The sequence below is a fragment of the Micromonospora sp. RTBAU3-60 genome (assembly GCF_054963695.1).
Genome location: NZ_JBUEGB010000025.1, coordinates 1 through 17,131, shown reverse-complemented (window position 1 = coordinate 17,131; position 17,131 = coordinate 1). Strand labels below are relative to the sequence as shown.

General features: G+C 69.8%; 15 protein-coding genes and 1 pseudogene. 7 read left to right on the top strand and 9 right to left on the bottom strand.

What is annotated here, in order from left to right; genetic code table 11:
• Nucleotides 1–66: 66 nt before the first annotated feature.
• Nucleotides 67–2,472: a PEP/pyruvate-binding domain-containing protein gene (locus ACY34I_RS23160; RefSeq protein WP_462757157.1), complete on the bottom strand. Its 2,406-nt coding sequence runs from the start codon at nucleotides 2,470–2,472 to the stop codon at nucleotides 67–69.
• 549 nt (nucleotides 2,473–3,021) lie between these two features.
• Here ACY34I_RS23160 and ACY34I_RS23155 point away from each other — a divergent pair.
• Together ACY34I_RS23155 and ACY34I_RS23150 are read left to right on the top strand one after the other, a co-directional pair.
• A complete protein-coding gene (locus ACY34I_RS23155) occupies nucleotides 3,022–3,150 on the top strand; it encodes a hypothetical protein (RefSeq protein WP_462757156.1) in 129 nt (42 codons plus the stop codon).
• Between the two features lie 53 nt (nucleotides 3,151–3,203).
• The gene (locus tag ACY34I_RS23150) at nucleotides 3,204–3,713 is read left to right on the top strand and encodes a hypothetical protein (RefSeq protein ID WP_462757155.1); all 510 of its coding nucleotides are present in this window, start codon (nucleotides 3,204–3,206) and stop codon (nucleotides 3,711–3,713) included.
• Here ACY34I_RS23150 and ACY34I_RS23145 read toward each other — a convergent pair whose 3' ends face one another.
• Nucleotides 3,714–4,742: a helix-turn-helix transcriptional regulator gene (locus tag ACY34I_RS23145; protein ID WP_462757154.1), complete on the bottom strand. Its 1,029-nt coding sequence runs from the start codon at nucleotides 4,740–4,742 to the stop codon at nucleotides 3,714–3,716. It abuts the gene before it with no gap.
• Nucleotides 4,743–4,805: 63 nt separating this feature from the next.
• On the opposite strand from ACY34I_RS23145, the gene ACY34I_RS23140 reads away from it, so the two are divergent.
• The 3 genes from ACY34I_RS23140 to ACY34I_RS23130 all read left to right on the top strand — a co-directional run bounded on the left by ACY34I_RS23140 (nucleotide 4,806) and on the right by ACY34I_RS23130 (nucleotide 7,866).
• The gene (locus tag ACY34I_RS23140) at nucleotides 4,806–5,951 is read left to right on the top strand and encodes an epoxide hydrolase family protein (RefSeq protein WP_462757153.1); all 1,146 of its coding nucleotides are present in this window, start codon (nucleotides 4,806–4,808) and stop codon (nucleotides 5,949–5,951) included.
• Between the two features lie 126 nt (nucleotides 5,952–6,077).
• Entirely contained in the window at nucleotides 6,078–7,247 is a 1,170-nt protein-coding gene (locus ACY34I_RS23135) for a winged helix DNA-binding domain-containing protein (RefSeq protein ID WP_462757152.1), read from the top strand.
• Between the two features lie 253 nt (nucleotides 7,248–7,500).
• A complete protein-coding gene (locus ACY34I_RS23130) occupies nucleotides 7,501–7,866 on the top strand; it encodes a hypothetical protein (protein ID WP_462757151.1) in 366 nt (121 codons plus the stop codon).
• Here ACY34I_RS23130 and ACY34I_RS23125 read toward each other — a convergent pair.
• From ACY34I_RS23125 to ACY34I_RS23100, 6 genes are all read right to left on the bottom strand, one after another.
• Nucleotides 7,839–9,809: a zinc ribbon domain-containing protein gene (locus ACY34I_RS23125; RefSeq protein ID WP_462757150.1), complete on the bottom strand. Its 1,971-nt coding sequence runs from the start codon at nucleotides 9,807–9,809 to the stop codon at nucleotides 7,839–7,841. The two genes, ACY34I_RS23130 and ACY34I_RS23125, sit on opposite strands and share 28 nt — an antisense overlap.
• Nucleotides 9,810–10,629: 820 nt before the next feature.
• Nucleotides 10,630–12,906: a DUF4132 domain-containing protein gene (locus tag ACY34I_RS23120; protein WP_462757149.1), complete on the bottom strand. Its 2,277-nt coding sequence runs from the start codon at nucleotides 12,904–12,906 to the stop codon at nucleotides 10,630–10,632.
• Nucleotides 12,906–13,298, bottom strand: coding sequence for a hypothetical protein (locus tag ACY34I_RS23115; RefSeq protein ID WP_462757148.1), 393 nt, complete (start codon nucleotides 13,296–13,298; stop codon nucleotides 12,906–12,908). The genes ACY34I_RS23120 and ACY34I_RS23115 overlap by 1 nt, the downstream gene beginning before the upstream one ends.
• A gap of 139 nt (nucleotides 13,299–13,437) precedes the next feature.
• A complete protein-coding gene (locus ACY34I_RS23110; RefSeq protein WP_462757147.1) occupies nucleotides 13,438–14,007 on the bottom strand; it encodes a TetR/AcrR family transcriptional regulator in 570 nt (189 codons plus the stop codon).
• Between the two features lie 232 nt (nucleotides 14,008–14,239).
• Nucleotides 14,240–14,557 (bottom strand): quaternary ammonium compound efflux SMR transporter SugE, encoded by a 318-nt coding sequence (sugE, locus tag ACY34I_RS23105; RefSeq protein WP_148804842.1) that lies wholly within the window; start codon nucleotides 14,555–14,557, stop codon nucleotides 14,240–14,242.
• A gap of 82 nt (nucleotides 14,558–14,639) precedes the next feature.
• Nucleotides 14,640–15,398 (bottom strand): SDR family NAD(P)-dependent oxidoreductase, encoded by a 759-nt coding sequence (locus ACY34I_RS23100; protein ID WP_462757146.1) that lies wholly within the window; start codon nucleotides 15,396–15,398, stop codon nucleotides 14,640–14,642.
• A gap of 156 nt (nucleotides 15,399–15,554) precedes the next feature.
• Here ACY34I_RS23100 and ACY34I_RS23095 point away from each other — a divergent pair.
• Nucleotides 15,555–16,065: pseudogene (locus tag ACY34I_RS23095) on the top strand (transposase).
• Nucleotides 16,066–16,196: 131 nt separating this feature from the next.
• Entirely contained in the window at nucleotides 16,197–16,598 is a 402-nt protein-coding gene (locus ACY34I_RS23090; protein WP_462757145.1) for a VOC family protein, read from the top strand.
• Here ACY34I_RS23090 and ACY34I_RS23085 read toward each other — a convergent pair.
• Entirely contained in the window at nucleotides 16,553–17,014 is a 462-nt protein-coding gene (locus ACY34I_RS23085) for a DNA glycosylase AlkZ-like family protein (protein ID WP_462757144.1), read from the bottom strand. The genes ACY34I_RS23090 and ACY34I_RS23085 overlap by 46 nt on opposite strands.
• Nucleotides 17,015–17,131: the final 117 nt, after the last annotated feature.

Genomic DNA, 17,131 nt, shown 5'->3' with positions numbered 1-17,131 from the left:
CGGCTGGGTGGCCGGTCGCGTCACCGCGCTCCGGCCGCCGAGCCACTACGTCGGCACCCGCGTCGGTCAGTGGATCGTCACGGTTCCGGCCGCAGCGTCCACGGTGATGATCTGCCCGGTGGAGATCTTCCGGGTCGCGTCGGGAACGCAGATGACCGCGGGGATGCCGTACTCGCGGGCCACGGTGGGGCCGTGGGCCATGACCGCACCGGTTTCGGTGACCAGCGCTGCGGCGGTGAGGAACAGTGGGGTCCATCCCGGGTCCGTGGTGGCGGTGACCAGGACGTCGCCGGGTTCGATGTGGGCAGTGGCCGGGTCGTGGACGACCCGGGCGGGGCCGGTGGCCCGGCCCGCGGCGGCCCCTACGCCCGTCAGCGCGCCATCCGCGGCGGCCGGTGCCGGCAGGACCGCCTCCAGGTCGGTGCCGTCCGACAGCAGCGCCACTGGTACGGTCGGGCGGCGCAATTCCCGCTGGTGGATGGCTTTGCGGGAGGCGACTGTCTGCCGGTGGTCGATGTTCTGGTGCACGGCGTTGTGCACCTCGTCGAGGGTCAGGAACATAATGTCGCCGGGCTGGTCGAGCAGTCCGGTGTTGGTCAGGTCGACGCCCACGGAGAGCAGTTGCCGCCGCATCTCCCGCAGCCGGTACAGGCCGGCGAACTTGCCCGCCTCCCGCAGGCCCCCCAACGCCCGGGCGCGGCGCAGCAGGAACCCAGCGAGGCGGCCCCGCACCAGCCTGCGGCGGCGGGCCCGGAAGAGGAGCTCGTGGAGGGTGGCTTCCGCCGTAGCGGCCGCGCGTGCGAAACGCCGGTCGGGTGCCTGCTCCGGATCGGTGACCCGTAGGTAGTTGGCGATCATGGTGAAGACCGGTGCAGGGTCTTCGTCCCAGCGCGGCACTCCGAGGTCGACCTCGGCGACACCGCGGTGGCCGTAGGTGTCGAGGAACGCCGCCAGTCCGATGTCCGGGAGCGTCCCCTGTCGGTACCGCGCGGCCAGCTCGTCTGGCGGCATGTGCAGTAGCAACTGTCGGTGGTCGCCGGCCCGCTGGGCGAGCCGCCACAGCGCGAGATCCATCTCGATGGTGACGTTGTAGGGCATCCCGCCCAGGACGGCGTGGATCTCGTCCTCGCGGGCGACGCCCTTGAGCAGGTGAGCCGGCAGCGCGGCCGCGAGCATCCCGGCCACGATGGGTGAGACGATGTCATTCGGGCTGCTCGCCGACTGCTGGGCCTGCACGAAGCACAGCCGTTCCGCAGCGGTACGCAGGCCGTCGGGCGCAGCTGACCGGAGCTTCAGCTGCTCGATGGCGTCGAACATCCGCGTCCGCGCCGCGTCGGGTCGGGCCAGTGCCCGCACGCCACCGGCCACCAGCCGCACGGCCGTCCCCAGCGATGCGGCGTCGGATCTACGCCGGCGTTCCGGGCGCTCCTTACTCGGGGCGAACCGCGGGTCCGCCAGGACCTGCTGCATGACCGCCTGGGCACGAGGTCCGAAGTCGACAGCCATGAGCTTGACCAGCCGCTTGCGGGCGGACCTGCTGCGCGCCAGATCGGTCAGGTCGCCGTAGAGCCGCCCACCGATGTCGACGATCTCGGCCCTGATGCCGAGCGCGGCGAGCATCGCCGCGACCAGCGACTTCAGCGTTGACATGCCCATCGGCGTGACGGGCTGGAGCATGCCCTGGACGTGGCCGAATTCCAGGTAGACGCGCGGAAGAGGCTTGTCGGTGCCCGGCGGGAGGGGGAAGAGTGTGGTGATCGGCCGCGACTGCAGCAGCCACAGCTGCCCGTCCTCGCCGATCGCCCACTCCACATCCTGCGGGCAGCCGAAGTGCCGCTGTAGGCGCTCGCCGACGCCTCGCAGCTCGGCCAGCTGGGCCGTTGCCAGACAGCCGGTGCCACCATCCTGGTCCGACCCGTCGAGGATGTAATGGTCCACGACAGTGCCGCCGTCCACCACCGCCGTGCCAGGACCCGGCGCGGCGTCGACCATCATCTCCGTGCGGCAGCCGGTCAGTGGGTTCGCGGTGAACAGCACCCCCGACACCTCGGCAGCGACCATCCGTTGCACGACGACGGCCATCCGGACCGCATCGTGATCGATGTGGTGGGCGTCGCGGTAGGCGACCGCGCGGGCCCCGTGCAGCGAGTCCCAGCACTTCTCGATCGCGGCGATCAGTTCAGCGGTGCCGGTGACGTTGAGAACGGTGTCCTGCTGTCCGGCGAAGCTCGCGTCCGGCAGGTCCTCGGCCGTCGCGCTGGACCGCACCGCCACCGGGCCCGCACCGAGCCGCTGGTACGCGTCGACGATCTCCGCCTTGGGGATGACGCCCGACCGGTACGCCTCGGTGGTGACGCAGAACCCCGGCGGCACACGCTCGCCCCCGCGGATCAACTCGCCCAGGCCGGCCGCCTTGCCGCCCACCAGATCGGCCATGTCGGCGGACGCCGCGGACAGCGGGATTACACGCATCGGGGGTCACCTTCTTTGCAATACGACTGCATCGCGAACTACCGTAACCTGGTTGGCAATGCAGTCGCAATGTCAACGACCGCCCCTGCTGAGAGCGCGGATCATGCCAACTTGGGACCGGCCTTACGGAAGCGACCAGGAGGATCTCCAAACCCTGCGCTACGTAGTGAGCGGGATGTCGATGGCCGGCCTGTTCCCGCTATGCGGCCTCACCATGAGGAGGTATCTGCGACCGGAGCGACCGCCATCGTCGCCTCCGTACTGCTATGGGAAGTCGTGCTGTGCGGGTAACGCTGCAGACGCCCACGTCTTTCCACTCACCTGCCGCGAACCCTGCGCCTCTTGACCGATCGTCCATGGCAGCGACGAAGCTCACTACGCCGAGGCCAGCGGCCGTGTCCAGCACGCCCGGCTATTGCGGACGCGGCGCGGCAGGTGGACATGCGCCGCGTGGGCGGCGGCGACGGGTCATGGCCCTCCGACCGGAAGTGGCAGTATGAGGTGTGCGTTCACGGGGGCAGGGCGTGGCTGGCGAGGTACGGCCTGGCCGTGCGGCCCGATGGTGGGTCTGGACGGTGCCGGGGACTGCCGGATAAGACGATGCCGCTGGACGAGCTGCGCAAGCTGCTGGTGTGCGAGCGCTACGACAGCGACACCACCGACGAGCTGGGGCCGTAGTTGGCTCACCATGCCCGCGAACGGGGCCCGCCTGGGTCGTCGGCGCGATCGGCGTGGCTCTGCCCGCGCTGACACACCTCGCGGCGAAGATCAGCCGCGGCCACCCGCGGCACGCCGACGACGTGGACTCCGAAGTACTGGCCGGGTTCCTCCAGACGCTGCGCACGGCGGACCTCGCCCCGCCCCGCCTGTGGCTGCGGCCGTGCTGGGCGGCATGGCGCGCCGGCACCGCAGTCATCAAGGCCGACGATGGCGAGGAACTGCCGCTGGAACTGTCCAGCGGTTCACGCTCGCCGAGGATGCCCTACGGGCACCCGGACCTTCTGCTCGGCCGGGCGGCCGCCGTCGGCCTGATCACCGTCGAAGCCGCCGAGCTGATCAGCGCGACCCGCTTCGGCGACGCGTTGATCGAGCGCCTGGCCGCCGAGCAGGGCGTGACCGCGCCGGTCCTGCGGATGCGCCGCCGTCGCGCCGAACGCGTCGTGGCCGCGGCCGTCACGCGCGGCGACCTGTCCGGCCCGATCCGCGCCTCCGGCCGCCGCGAAGCTGCTGTGGCGGCCTGACTACGTGGTCGAGGTTCGCGCCGCCGTTGACGTCTCGGTCGAGCCGTCAGGGCGAAACTCGTCGTCGTGTACCGGGTCGTTGGTCACGGCCTCGGTGAGTCGGGCGGTGAGGCGCCGGATGTGTGTGACGAGTTCGGGTGGCTGGTCGACCCGGAAGCGGAAGCCGAACGATGCGACGTAGACGGCGATCTCGTCGAGCGAGTTCGACCCGGTGTGCAGGAGGCAGGTGTGCGGGTCGACGGCCTCGATGACGCCGACGGTGGGCGGGATCCGTTCGGCGGCCGTCTCGGCAGGCACGTACAGGGTGATCCGGGCCTGGTAGCGGTAGGGGGCGGTGGAGACACCGTGCGTGAGGTAGCCGGCGATGTCGACGTCGGGTGCCTGTCGGGGTGTGAAGCGAGGGCCGGTCGGGATGCGGGGACGGATCCGGTCGACCCGGTAGGTGCGCCAGTCGCGCCGGTCGGTGTCCCAGCCGACCAGGTACCAGCGCCTGCCGGTGTGGACCAGCCGGTGAGGTTCGGTGTCGCGTACCGAGGTGGTGCCGTCGTGGCTGCGGTAGTCGAAGCGGAGCCGCTGGTGGTCGCGGCAGACGGCGGCGAGGACGGTCAGCACGTCAGGGTCCACGGTGGGGCCGGCGGCGGGGACCGTGACGGTGACCGACTGCAACAGGTTGACCCGGTGCCGTACCCGCGACGGCAGTACCTGCTCGAGCTTGGCCAGCGCGCGTAGGGACGTTTCCTCGATGCCGGTGACCGTGCCGCTGGCGGCGGTACGCAGCCCGATGGCGACGGCGACGGCCTCCTCGTCGTCGAGCAGCAGCGGCGGGAGCTTCGTTCCGGCGCCGAGCCGGTAGCCGGCCGCGCCGGGGGTGGCGTGCACCGGGTAGCCGAGGTCGCGCAGTTTCTGGATGTCACGCCGCACGGTCCGCACGTCGACCTCAAGACGCTGCCCAAGCTCTGCGCCAGTCCAGTCACGCGGGGTTTGCAGCAGTCCGAGAAGCCGCAGCAGTCGGGCGGAGGTTTCCAACATGCCCAGAAGTTTGCCACCCGCCTAGGGCGAAAGCTGTCCTAGCTGCCCCGTAGCGTGACTGCCATGAGCGAAGAGATCACCCCGTTCCAGATCAACATCCCGCAGGACGACCTGGACGACCTGCGTCAGCGGCTCGCCCACACCCGTTGGCCGGGCGAGGTGCCCGGCGCCGGCTGGGAGGCCGGGGTGCCGCTGGACTACCTGAAAGACCTGGCCGACTACTGGCAGACCAAGTACGACTGGCGCGCCCACGAGACACGGCTAAACGAATTTCCCCAGTTCACCACCGCCATCGACGAGCAGACGGTGCATTTCCTGCACGTGCGTTCGCCCGAGCCGGACGCGCTGCCGCTCATCCTCACCCACGGCTGGCCCGGCTCGGTCGTGGAGTTCATGAAGATCATCGGCCCGCTGACCGATCCCGCCCGGCACGGTGGCGACCCCGCCGACGCCTTCCACGTCGTGGCCCCATCACTGCCCGGCTTCGGCTTCTCCAACCCGCTCGCCGCCCCGGGCTGGAACACCAACCGGGTAGCGCACGCCTGGGCCGAACTGATGAACCGCCTCGGCTACCACCGCTACGGCACCCAAGGCGGCGACACCGGAGCAATCGTCTCCCCCGAACTCGGCCGCACCGACCCCGACCATGTGGTCGGCGTGCACGTCAACAACCTGGGCACCTTCCCCTCCGGTGATCCAGCCGAGCTGGCCGGCCTCACCGAAGCCGACCAGGCCCGCCTCGCACTCATGACGACCTGGGGCCGCGACATGGCCGGGTACGCCATCGTCCAGTCAACCCGGCCACAGACCATCTCCTACGCCCTCACCGACTCCCCCGTCGGCCAGCTCGCCTGGATCGTCGAGAAGTTCAAGGAATGGACCGATCCGAACGCCGCCCTGCCCGAGGACGCCGTCGACCGCGACCTCATCCTCACCGACGTCTCGGTCTACTGGCTGACCGGCACAGCCGGATCCGCCGCCCGCATCTACTACGAAGACGCCCACACCTGGGGCCAGGCCAAGCCACGCTCCACGGTACCGACCGGGGTGGCGGTGTTCCCCAACGACATCACCATCCGGCCCCTCGCCGAACGCGACCACAACGTGGTGCATTGGACCGAGTTCGACCGCGGCGGGCACTTCGCCGCCCTGGAAGCACCCGACCTCCTCGTCGGCGACGTGCGCGAGTTCTTCCGTAAGCTCCGCTGACCGCACCCAGCCAGGCCGGCCGTCTCGTCGCCCGGACCGCCCGATCCGGGCGGCGAGACGCCACGTTCCGAGGTCATCCGAGCCTGGGAACGCCCACCCGAACCACGACGCCGGGGAGACGTGCTCATGACCAACCTTTCGACGATGCTGCCGCGGCTGTCCTGGCCCGACGTATGGGGCCGCCGGCTCGACCGGCACGGACTGTCCGCTCCGGTACGCGGCCGGCCAGCCGACGCCGTGGCGGCCATGTGCGGCGCGCACGCTCAAGTGCTCTCCGCCGCCGAGGTGTCCATCGGGTTGCGGGTAGCCGGCATCACCCGCAACGACGTTCGAGACGCGCTGTGGAAGGAACGGAGCCTGGTCAAGACGTTCGGGCCGCGCGGCACCGTGCACCTGCTGCCGACGCGTGATCTACCGCTGTGGACCGGCGCGCTCGGCGCGTTGCCACCGTCCTCGAACAGCCTGCCCGCCAACGCGCGGCTGACCAGAGACCAGACCGACGAGGTCGTCTCGGCGATCGCGGAAGCACTGGCCGACGCGGAACTGACCATCGACGAGCTCACCGAAGCGGTTGTCGCCCGCACCGGCTCTTGGGCCGCCGACCCGGTCGTGCCCGGGTTCGGCGGCATGTGGCCGCGCTGGCGGCAGGCGATGCACCTTGCCGCACACCGCGGGGCACTCTGTTTCGGCCCGAACCGTGGACGAAAAGCGACCTACACCAGCCCGCAACGGTGGCTCCCAGGATTCCAGCCCACCCCGGCACCCGACGCCCTCGCCGGCCTGGTCCGACGCTACCTGCACGCGTACGGGCCGGCCACACCGCAGCAGTTCGCGCAGTGGCTGTCCACACCTCGCCGCTGGGCAACCCAGCTGTTCGACTCCCTCACCGCCGAACTGCAGCAGCTCGACGTCGCCGGCACCGTCGCCTGGGTCCCGGCCGGCGACACCGCGCCAGCACCCGAGCCACCGCACGGGGTGCGGCTACTGCCCTACTTCGACGCCTACACCGTCGGCTGCCACCCCCGCGAGCGGCTCTTCCCCGGACCTGCCGCGCAACGCGCGCTCTCCGGCGGCCAGGCCGGCAACTTTCCCGTACTGCTCATCGACGGCACCGTCGCCGGGATCTGGCACTACCGCCGCTCCGGACGCACGCTGCACATCACGGTCGAACCGTTCACCGCGCTCACCGCTGCCGAGCGTCAGGAACTCGACGACCAGGCGAAGCGTGTCGGGGCGATTCTGGAGGGCGAGCCACGGTTGACCATCGGCACAGTCACCACCGGCGGCCACGCGTAGGGCGGCGGGCACAAGGCGATGGGCTGGTAGCGCGAATGTGCCGAACGGACTGCTGTGGGCAACCGAGCCAGGGTTGCCGCCACGGACGATGGTGGCGCTCGCGGTACTGGTAGCTGTGCTGGGCGGCTTTCGGCGGCTGGACCGTGACCCGCAGAACGCCGATGTTCGCTCAGGATTGCGTCGCAACTGTGCGTCATGATGGGCCTCGCTGCTCAGGGCGACCTTGGGCGTAGCAGCCGATCGGAAGGCATCTGTGGTTCATTTTTACGACTACTTCCGCGCCCCAGACGAGGAAGCTGTTGCGAAGCTGATGGCCGATGTGGGCGGCGGCCCGCTGTTGCGAAAGGGGCATCCGCCAGTGGCGGATGTCGTCGGCACCAACTGGATCGACCCGTCTGTAGTCCTCGGTAAGGTGCTGCGGTTTGCCCTCGAGGCAGCCGGGGACGTCGACCTCGTCGGGGAACGACACGTCTGGCCCGATGGTGCCGATGAGGACGAAGAGTACGAAGGCCCGTGGGTCAGCACACTAAGCGAGCGCGCTCGGGATGCGCTTGCCGAGCTACCGGATGACCGGTTGCTGAGCGTCCCTGATCAGCTTAGTGATCCTGAGTCGGATTGAGTTTCCGGGATCGTTTCCCACCGGGGTGGGGAGGCCTGGGCGTGGAAGTGGAATCCTGCGCCCCGGGCGGCTCCTCGCGGCTGGTGGCCGGTGGTGGGTGTGCTGGTCGTGTTCACGCCCTGGTGTCGGTGGGCTGCGCGGGGCAGCCTCCGGTCCGTTGGTGCGTGTCCCTCCGGACGCTTTCCCGCCGGGCCGTGAGGTCGGGTGGGGGAGGGTGCCCTGCGTCGCCTGGGCGCGGGACGTGGTGGCTTGTGCCGGGTGGGGCCGGTCTTCGACCGGTCCTCGCGGCTGGTCTTCGTGGTCGGGGTGACGACGGCTGCGGCTTCGAGTTTGTCGACCACGGCGCGGATGACCATGTGCCCGCTGGTCTTGTCGATGACGGTCTTGGCCTGATGGGTCAGGCCGCGGGCGGCGATGCGCCGCCATGCCCCGTGGTCGCGGTCGCCCTGCCAGCGGCAGGACTGGTGGGGGCAGACGGCCCACTTCCAGCCCACCACCGTGGGGCGGTCGGGGGCTTTGCGATGCCGCAGCGGTGTCAAGCATTGCGGGCAGTGCTTGGAGGTGTTCCGGGCGGGGACGGTGACCACGGCGATACCCGCCTCGGCGGCGAGGTGCCGCATCCGGTCGACGATCTGCCCGCGCACCTGCTGGGACAGGCGCGTGTTGAGGGTGGCGCCCATGCCCCGTGCTTCCAACGACCGCAGGTCTTCGACGTAGATGACGGTCGCCCGGGCGGCGATGGCCTGGTCCACGGCCCATCTGGCGGCGGCCCACGCGAGGGCGGCGTTCAGATTGGAGCGGCGCTGGGACACGTGGCGGATCTCGGCGCCCAGCACCTCATGTTTCGCGCTCAGGTGCGCGTCGGAGCGGCCGCCGATCAGCCGCACGTACCGGTCGGCCTTGGCGTGCAGCCGCTCTGAAAGGCGCCGCAGGCGGTGCTGCTTGGCCAGAATCCCGGCGGCTCGGAACTGGCCACCCGCCCCCAACGCCGTGATCCGCCCGCCCTCGTGCAGTCGCAGGGCCCCGGCGCTGAGGAGAGTGTTCAGCCCCCAGTCCACCCCGAGCGCCACCGTGTGACCGGTGCGCCGGGCCTTCGGCACGGCGTGCGTGTACGCGAGATCGGCGCGCACCTGCCCGCCGGTCACGCGGAGGGTGGGCAGGTGCAGCACCGCGCCCGCGGGGACCGTGGGCGGCAGGATGATCGGACAGGCCACCCACGTCCAATCCCGATACGATCGCGGGTCCGGGCGGGTGGGCAACTGCAACCGCAGCAATGCCCTCCGAGGGTCGGTGTCGCTGCGTTCGATGGTGGCCTGCTGCCGGTCACACGCGGCCAGCAGCAGCATCCGCGCGACCCGTGGGACACTCTCCAGTTCGAACACATCCACCGGCAGACGGCCGTTGACGGCAAGGAACCTGGCAGCCTGCCGGGTGCGGGACTTGATGACGCCAGATGGTAGATGCTCCCCGCCTGGAACCGCCTGGCGTATCTGCTCCCACTCGTGCGCGGTGCGCTGACGCGGATCGGCTGGCCACGTCGCCAGCACTGCGGCGGTCAATTCAGCACGCCAGGACGCCGAGCGAAGTGCCCGCCCGGCCTGCTCCTGCGCCATCCGCACGATCCGGTCATTGACCTTCACACCCTCCGGTGTGGTGACGATCCAGCCCAGACGCCGCAGCGCCATCCACGCGTTCGACGGAAGCTTCCGACCACCGGCGTCCACGCCGGAGGCGAGCACCTCCACATCGCCCGCGTTCCAACGCTCCGCCAACAACCCAGAGACCATCCCCGCCACCAGATCGGCACACCAGCCGACCCGTTGCGCCAGCACCGCCTGCGACAGGACCTCACCGCTCTCCTCGTCCACCCCTGATCGCAGCAAAGCGCGGGCGCAAGCGGTACGGGAGGCCTCGCCCTCAGCCAGCGGCAGCTTCCCGCTCACCGGCTCAACGTCTCGACATCGATCCAGGAGAACCCGCGATCACGACCGGCCCACCTCACCGGAATCTCCCCCGAACCAGCCCGAAAGGCCAAACGCCACGGTCTACACGGTTAACCTATGATCACCGACGATTCCTAATCAAGTTGGTCAGCCTTTGCGGCGACTCGAAGGTTGCCGTAGGTCTCGTCAAGAGCCGTGCCTGGCTTGCCTCCGAGCGGCAAACCGGCGGCGACGACCCCGTCCGCGAGCGTCGGCAAGTCCGACGTGAGATGACGCAGCTCCATCACCTGGCGCTTTTGTGCTTCCGGACTGCTCAGGCGCTCGGGTACGCCGGTGCCGCGGCTGTGCGCGCCAAGCTGACCAGCTCAGGCCACCGTAGGGGTGGGGCGTAGGGCGTGTGGCTGACCGACTTCGACAGCAAAGGGGAACGCGGGGCTGCGCCGGCAGGTATGGCAGACGCCGCGCGACGTGGCCGGTGACCACAACATCGCCCCCGGACGCCGCCGACCGGGTCCTGCACGCCCTCGACCTGCCCGGACTGCCATGCAGCTGCACGTCCGCCTCACTCTGCCCTGACGATCGAGGTCACCGCCACCAGATGGTAGGACGGCTTCGACACCGCCGAGGGCCTCATCGCCACCTGCCTGAGCGCTAGCGGTCACGACCACCACATCGACTGGCACGCCTGCGCCGACGCCACCCCCGGCGACCTCGGCCCCGCCGCCGACGAGCGAGCTGAGCTGCGATGACCGCCGCCGCCCGACTGATCACATCGGGCTGCGGTTTCCGGGCGGGTCCGCCATTCCTCGAGTGCCGGTGGTCAACGCCGGATCTGGGAGACGATGGTCGGATCGGTAATCGCGCTGTCCTTGGCCAAAAGCAGCGCTTTGCTGAGGATCACCCCGAGCATCCGGTCGCCTTCGAACGGCAGGAATACCTGCCCGCCGGTGGTGTCGATGGTCTGCGTCGGGACGATGCACAGGTACTGGTCGTTCGGCGTCATCAGGATGTTCCCCGAACCGAGGTGGATCTTGTAGGTGCGCAGGTCGCCTCGGACGGTCAGGAAGCGGCCGTCGAGGGCGCAGCGGTCGGCCACGGCGAGGCGGGGTACCAGCCGGGCCAGCAGATCGCGGCGGGTCTCGGCGGTGGCGGACAGCTCCCCGAAGCTGTAGGACTGCCAGTATTCCCGGTACCTGCCGGCCGGTCCGCCGTCCTGCCAGGTGGGGTCGTTGCCGACGCTGGCCACACCGACGAACAGGTCGACGTCGCGCATCACCTCGCTGAACACCAGCGGCGGTATCCGGTCCAGCGGCAGCGGGTCGACGGGCCGTTCACCCACCTGCACCCACTGCGTGTAGCGGCCCTCGCCGGCCTGGGTGCTGTTCTCCGGTGCCTGGATGGGATAGAAGCGCACCTGGTCGGTGCTCAGGCGCAGGTAGGAGCCGGTGCCGGTGGTCTCGTCGCCGATGCCTTCCACCCAGAACTCGGCGCGCAGCCCCCATCCGGGCAGCTCCCGAGTGGCGGGCGGGTAGCTGTCGTCGACCATCAGCCGCAGCTTGTTCCGCCAGCCGCGGACCGCCGCCAGGGCGTGGAACTGGTGTTGGCGCAGCACGTGCGCGGCGAACCGGTTGGAGTACACCCCGGTCTGCTCCTCGGCGGCCGTGAGCAGGTAAACCTCCCGATGTGCCTGCTTGAACGGCTGCACCACCGCGTGCCGCTCCAACCACACCCGCCAGGCCACCACCTCGTCGACCTGCCGGCCGATCGGATGCCACAGCGTGACCACCGCGTCGTCGGCGGGGCAGACGGGAGTGTCGTCGACGGTGCGTAGCGCGCCGTCGGCCCAGCAGCAGGCTGTCCCGTCGACCAGCCAGATGAGCCGGCGGGCCAACGTGCCGACCAGCGGGTGGTCGAGGTACCGGAGCCGCCAGGACCCGTAGGACCAGGTGCGTTGGGCGAGGAACTGCCGGTCGAGCCGCTCGGCCTGCGCGGCCAGCATCTTCTCCACGTCTTTGGCGGTCGTCTTCAGGTCGCGTACCTCGTCGGGGTGGTCCCGTCGAGTCGCGGCCGGCGCTGCTTTCACCGTCCGGCCGGCGGCCGTCCGCCAGGCCAGCTGCACGGTGGGGCCGGTGACGGTCAGCTCTGCGGTCGCCTCGCCGACGGGCTCCACCCGCAGGCCTACCTCGCTGAGCCCGTACGTGGGCACAGCCAGCTCCTCGACCTCGTCCCGGGAGAGCCCGAGCGCCGCCGCGCGCCGGTCCAGGGCGGCGTTGAGCTGGTTGAGCGTCCCCTTGTATGTGACCCGGCTGGCCAGTCGGGCGAGCTGAGCCAGCGCATGCTCCCCGTCGAGTTCGGCGAGCGCGTGTACAGCCGCGTTGGCGATCTTCGGGTTGCGTGGCCCGAGCCCGGCGACCTTACGTAGCGACGTCTCCACCAACGCGGCGAGCGCCCGGGCCACGTCCGCGTCGTTTCCATCGGCGGCCGAGGGCAGCAGCCAGATCAGCCCGCGCAGCGCTGTCGCGTTGAACGGGTCATACGCCTGCCCGACGTCGTACCCCCAGTAACCGCCCTCAACCGGTAGGGTTCGCGGCCGGCCCACCATCGCCAGCCACCCGAGCACCCTCGCCCGGTACGCTGCGGCGCCCACCTCGGCGAGCAGGGTGCGCCCCCGCGTCGTCCAGCGGGCGGTCGGCTTGCCGGCGGTGGCGGTCAGCGCGTGCGCCAGCAACTCCGACCAGCCCTCACCGGCGGCGGGCAGCGCGTCCAGCACGGCGTCGGCCCACGCCTCGCCGGGATTCAGCACCGGCCTCTCCAACGGGACCGTCACGGCGTTCAGTTCCCCGGTGTGGTACCCGGTCAGGACGCTGCGCCGGGCGGTCGCCACCGTCGCCGCTGGCACCGGGACACCTGACTGCAGGGCGAACTTCAGCAGGGCGGCGAAGTCTTCGCAATCCCAGCAGGTCCACAACCCGCCCATGTGTTCGAGGAACCGGCGGAGGTCGGTAGCGGCAGCCCGCCGCTGCTCCGGTGACTGCCGTGACATGAGTCGGGACGCCAGGATCTCCAAGTACTGGGTGTCCCCGGAGGCGATGGGCATCAGCCACCGACCAGCGGCACGAGCTTGAGGAAGGAGATCTCGGTGCCGTTACGCAGCTCGACCTGCGCGTCGAGGTCCTCGACCTGACCGTCGTCGACAAGCACCACGAACCCGTTGCGGCCGAACGCCTCGATGGCACGGCGGAACTGTTCCTCGGCGTCCACCCGCCGCGGCTTCGACATCCGCCAGCCGTTCAGCGTCCGCTCGGTGTCGCCCGGCTGCACGAGCCCGCGGAAGACCTCCGACTGCCGGGCGTTGTGCTCGGCAACCTCCTGAAAGACGCGGCGGCGGATCACCTCCCGCAACGCCAGCCGCTCCTCGAAGATCTCCAGGTGCCACGCCTCGGTGCGATCACCTGCCGTTGTCTCATCCACGAAACTCACCGTCGCCATGGCCGGGGAGTGTAGGGAGCCACACCGACACCGAACCGCTCACCAGGTCATATGCGCCCGCGCGGTCACCCTGCGGCGCAATCCGCGCCGGGGGGCGGCGTGGCTTCTACACGCTGACTGTGCCCGGTGTCGGCGTAGCTCAGCTGTCGGCGGCGCAGACCGGTCTACCTGTCACGGCGTCCCACGCGGCCATCGCGTGTGTGACGACGTCGCTCAGCGCGGTTTGGTCGGCCCCGTCGCGGGCCTGTGCGGACATGCCTTGGAGTACCGCTGTGATGAAACGGGCCAGGGCGGCGGAATCCGTATCGGGTGGTACGTCGCCCTCGGCCACGCCGCGCTCGATGCGCTGCTGCAGGGTGGCCAGGTCCTCTGTCCGGCATGCGGCCATGAACTGCCGGATGTGGTCGTTCTCCGCCGCCCCGGTTGTCGCCGCCAGCAAGACGAGGCAGCCGGTCGGATGCCCGGGCTCCACGTAGGCGTACGCGTTGTGCTGGAGTAGCGCTTCGATTGCTGCACGGGCGGTCGGTGCCTGCTCGAGCGTGCGTTGCGGCACGGCGCCGTGGGTGGCGTTGTAGTGGGCGACTGCCTCCCGGAACAGCGCCTCCTTGTTTCCGAATGCGGCATACAGGCTGGGGGACGCGATGCCCATGGCCGTGGTCAGGTCCGTGAGGGAGGTACCTTCGTATCCGCGTTCCCAGAAAACCTGCATGGCCCGGTCGAGGGCAGCGGTTCGGTCGAAGGTACGTGGCCGTCCTCGCGTTCCCACTGTTTGCGTTCCTTTCCTGGCTCCGAATTACTTGGCCGTGCACCGGTGAACCCGGGTATTCGCTTCACTCTGACAGGATTTCCCGATCCGGCGAACCGCGGGTCGTTCCTGTTCGGCTGCTGCAGAGGACTCTGCCGATCAAGGCCGGCAGGCATCGGCTCCGGTCCCGTGAGCGTCAACCCTCCACGGCCTTGAGTCCGATGATCCCGACGAGGATCAGGGCGAGGAAAGCGAACCGCTGCGGTGAGGCGCTTTCGCCCAGGGCGACGATTCCGGCGATGGTCACGCCGACGGCACCGATGCCCACCCACACCGCGTACGCGGTCCCGATGGGCAGGTTCTTCATGGCCCACGACAGCAGCACGAAACTCAGCACGGCGGTGGAGACGGCCAGCGCCGAAGGCCAGAAGCGGGTGAACCCCTCGGTGTGTTTGAGCGCGGTCGCCCACACCACCTCGAGCAGGCCGGCGGCGATGAGAATGATCCAGGCCACGGGGTGTTCCCTTCGGAGTGGGAGGCCGCCGCGCACGAGTGCCGGTTCGGCACCCCGTGGCCGGCGGCCGTGAACGACGGACTCAGGCGGCAAATCCGCCGTCTACGGCGATCGACGCGCCCGTGATGTACCGGCCGCCCGGGCCGGCGAGGTGGCTCACCGTGGCCGCGACGTCCGCAGGCTCGGCGTAGTGCCCCAGGGCGATGAAGCTGCGTTCGTGGTCGGCGCCGTCGCCGCTGGCCGGGTTCATGTCCGTGTCGGTCGAGCCCGGGTGCACCACGTTGACGGTGATGCCACGCGGGCCGAGGTCGCGGGCCAGGCCCCGGGTCATGCCGACCAGCGCACTCTTGCTCATGGCGTACAGGCTGACCCCCGCGTACGGGACACGCTCGGCGAAGCAGCTACCGATGCTGATGACCCGGCCGCCGTCGCCCATCCGCCGCACCGCCGCCTGGGTGGCCAGGTAGACACCGCGCACATGCACCGCCAGGGTCCGGTCGACCTCCTCGGTCGACACTTCCTCGATCGACGCGTACGGGAAGACGCCGGCGTTGTTGACCAGGATGTCGAGCCGGCCGAACTCGGCGACCACGCGCTCGACCGCCGCCACGACCGCCGCGCCGTCCCCACTGTCGGCTTGGACGGCGAGTGCCCGGCGGCCGTCCTCCTCGATCGCGGCGACGACAGCCTTGGCCTTCTCCCCGGCGCTCAGGTAGGTCAGCGCCACGTCGGCTCCGTCCTGTGCCAGGCGGGCGGCGATCGCTGCTCCGATGCCCCGGCTTCCTCCGGTCACCAGGGCGACCTTGCCGGCCAGATGCGCCACCTGAGTCCTCCTCTCCATCGGTCATCATTTCTGTATCGAACGGTACAGTATTATCGCTGCACGGGGAAGCGGGCTGGAGGCCGACGGTCGCACCGTCCCGGCGCCGCACTACTCGGCTGCAATCCGCGTGGACCGCTCCACTTCATCGGTGGCGGGTAGCGGCACCCCGCTGGGTTGGACACCCACCAGGGCGAACACTTCCCCCAAAACGCCTTCCGCGTCGACTGGCAGGCCAAGACCGCGATCTGCCCACACGGCAAGGCCAGCGCCAGCTGGTCCGCCCAGCGCAAAAGCAACGGGACGCCCGTGACCCGCGTCCACTTCGCCCCGCGGGACTGCGCCTCCTGCCCAGCCCGCAGCAAATGCACGACCGCCGTCAACGGCAAATGGGGCCGCAGTCTCACCCTGCTCCCCGCAGATCAGCAGCAGGTCCTCGAAACCAGGCGCCGTGAACAGGCCACCGAACCGTGGCAGCAGCGATACCGGGATCGAGGCCACGATCTCCCAGACGGTGCGGCGCACCGGCATCCGGCACACCCGCTACACCGGCATGGACAAAACCCACCTCGGTTACCTCTTCGCCGCTGCCGCCGTCAACATCGTCCGCATCGACGCCTGGCTCACCGGAACACCACTCGGCCAGACCAGAACCAGCCACCTCACCCGACTCGAACTCGCCACCTGAAACGGCCTTACACCCCACTTCACGGATTTCCCAAAGTCCTGAAGGACCGGGATTCCTCGCTAAATCACGTTGACTTCAAGCAAGGTTCAGCTTGCAGGCTGATCGTCAATCGTGTGGACGGAGCTATCTGAATGATCGACCCGAAGGCAAGTATTCGCCTCGCCCGGCCCACCCGGGACCTTGCGGCGGCCGAACGTTTCTATGTGCATGGGCTGGGACTGGAGGTGCTCTACCGGGCTGCGGGCAACCACGGGAAGCACGACCTGCTGATGCTGGGCTGGCGCGAGGCGTCGTGGCATCTGGAACTGGTCGGGGGGTCAAGCCTCTCCGTGCAGCCGACGCCGACGACTGAAGATCTCCTTGTGCTCTACCTGTCCGAACCGATCGACGACGCGCTCGTCGCCCGCCTTGAACAAGCTGGCGGCAAGCGCGTCTCGCAGGGCGCGTACTGGGATCGGTGGGGTATCACGATCGAAGATCCGGACAGTTATCGCCTCGTCCTGTCCAGCCGCTCGTGGTCCAACGCCGAGTAGTGCCGGCCTGCCTCCCACCGAGAAAACAACGCTCGCCCTGCGGCAGATGTGCGCACGTGATCTTGGCTGACCGGCGCGTTCAGGGGCAGGAGCGGTGCGGTCCGCTTCGACTTGCACGGGAGCAGTGACCTTTGGCGACCCGAGACGTCGGCGCGTCGGCAGGGCGTGTGTCCATACGTACCAGCGGGAGACTGCGACCGCACCAGGCGGCGCTCGGTCAGCGCGTCGGCCAGGTCGGCGGTGGCGAACTTCCGCAGTCTGCTCCAGAGCCCGAAGTAGGGCGCGTACGGCGTCTGCGCCTGCATGCCGACCAGCCGGGTGACCGCCTCCTCGGCGGTCGCGTCGGCACGTTCCAGCAGCATCTGACGGGCCAGCAGGGCTCGCCCCAACTCCCGTCGTCCCAGCACCTGTGCCACCGTGCCGTCCTTTCCGTCCACACGGCAGGGGCGGCGGATGCCGCCCCTGCCTCGTTGATCAGCCGCCGAAGTCGGCCCGGTGATCGGCGGCCCACCGGGCGTAGGTGCGGGCGGGGT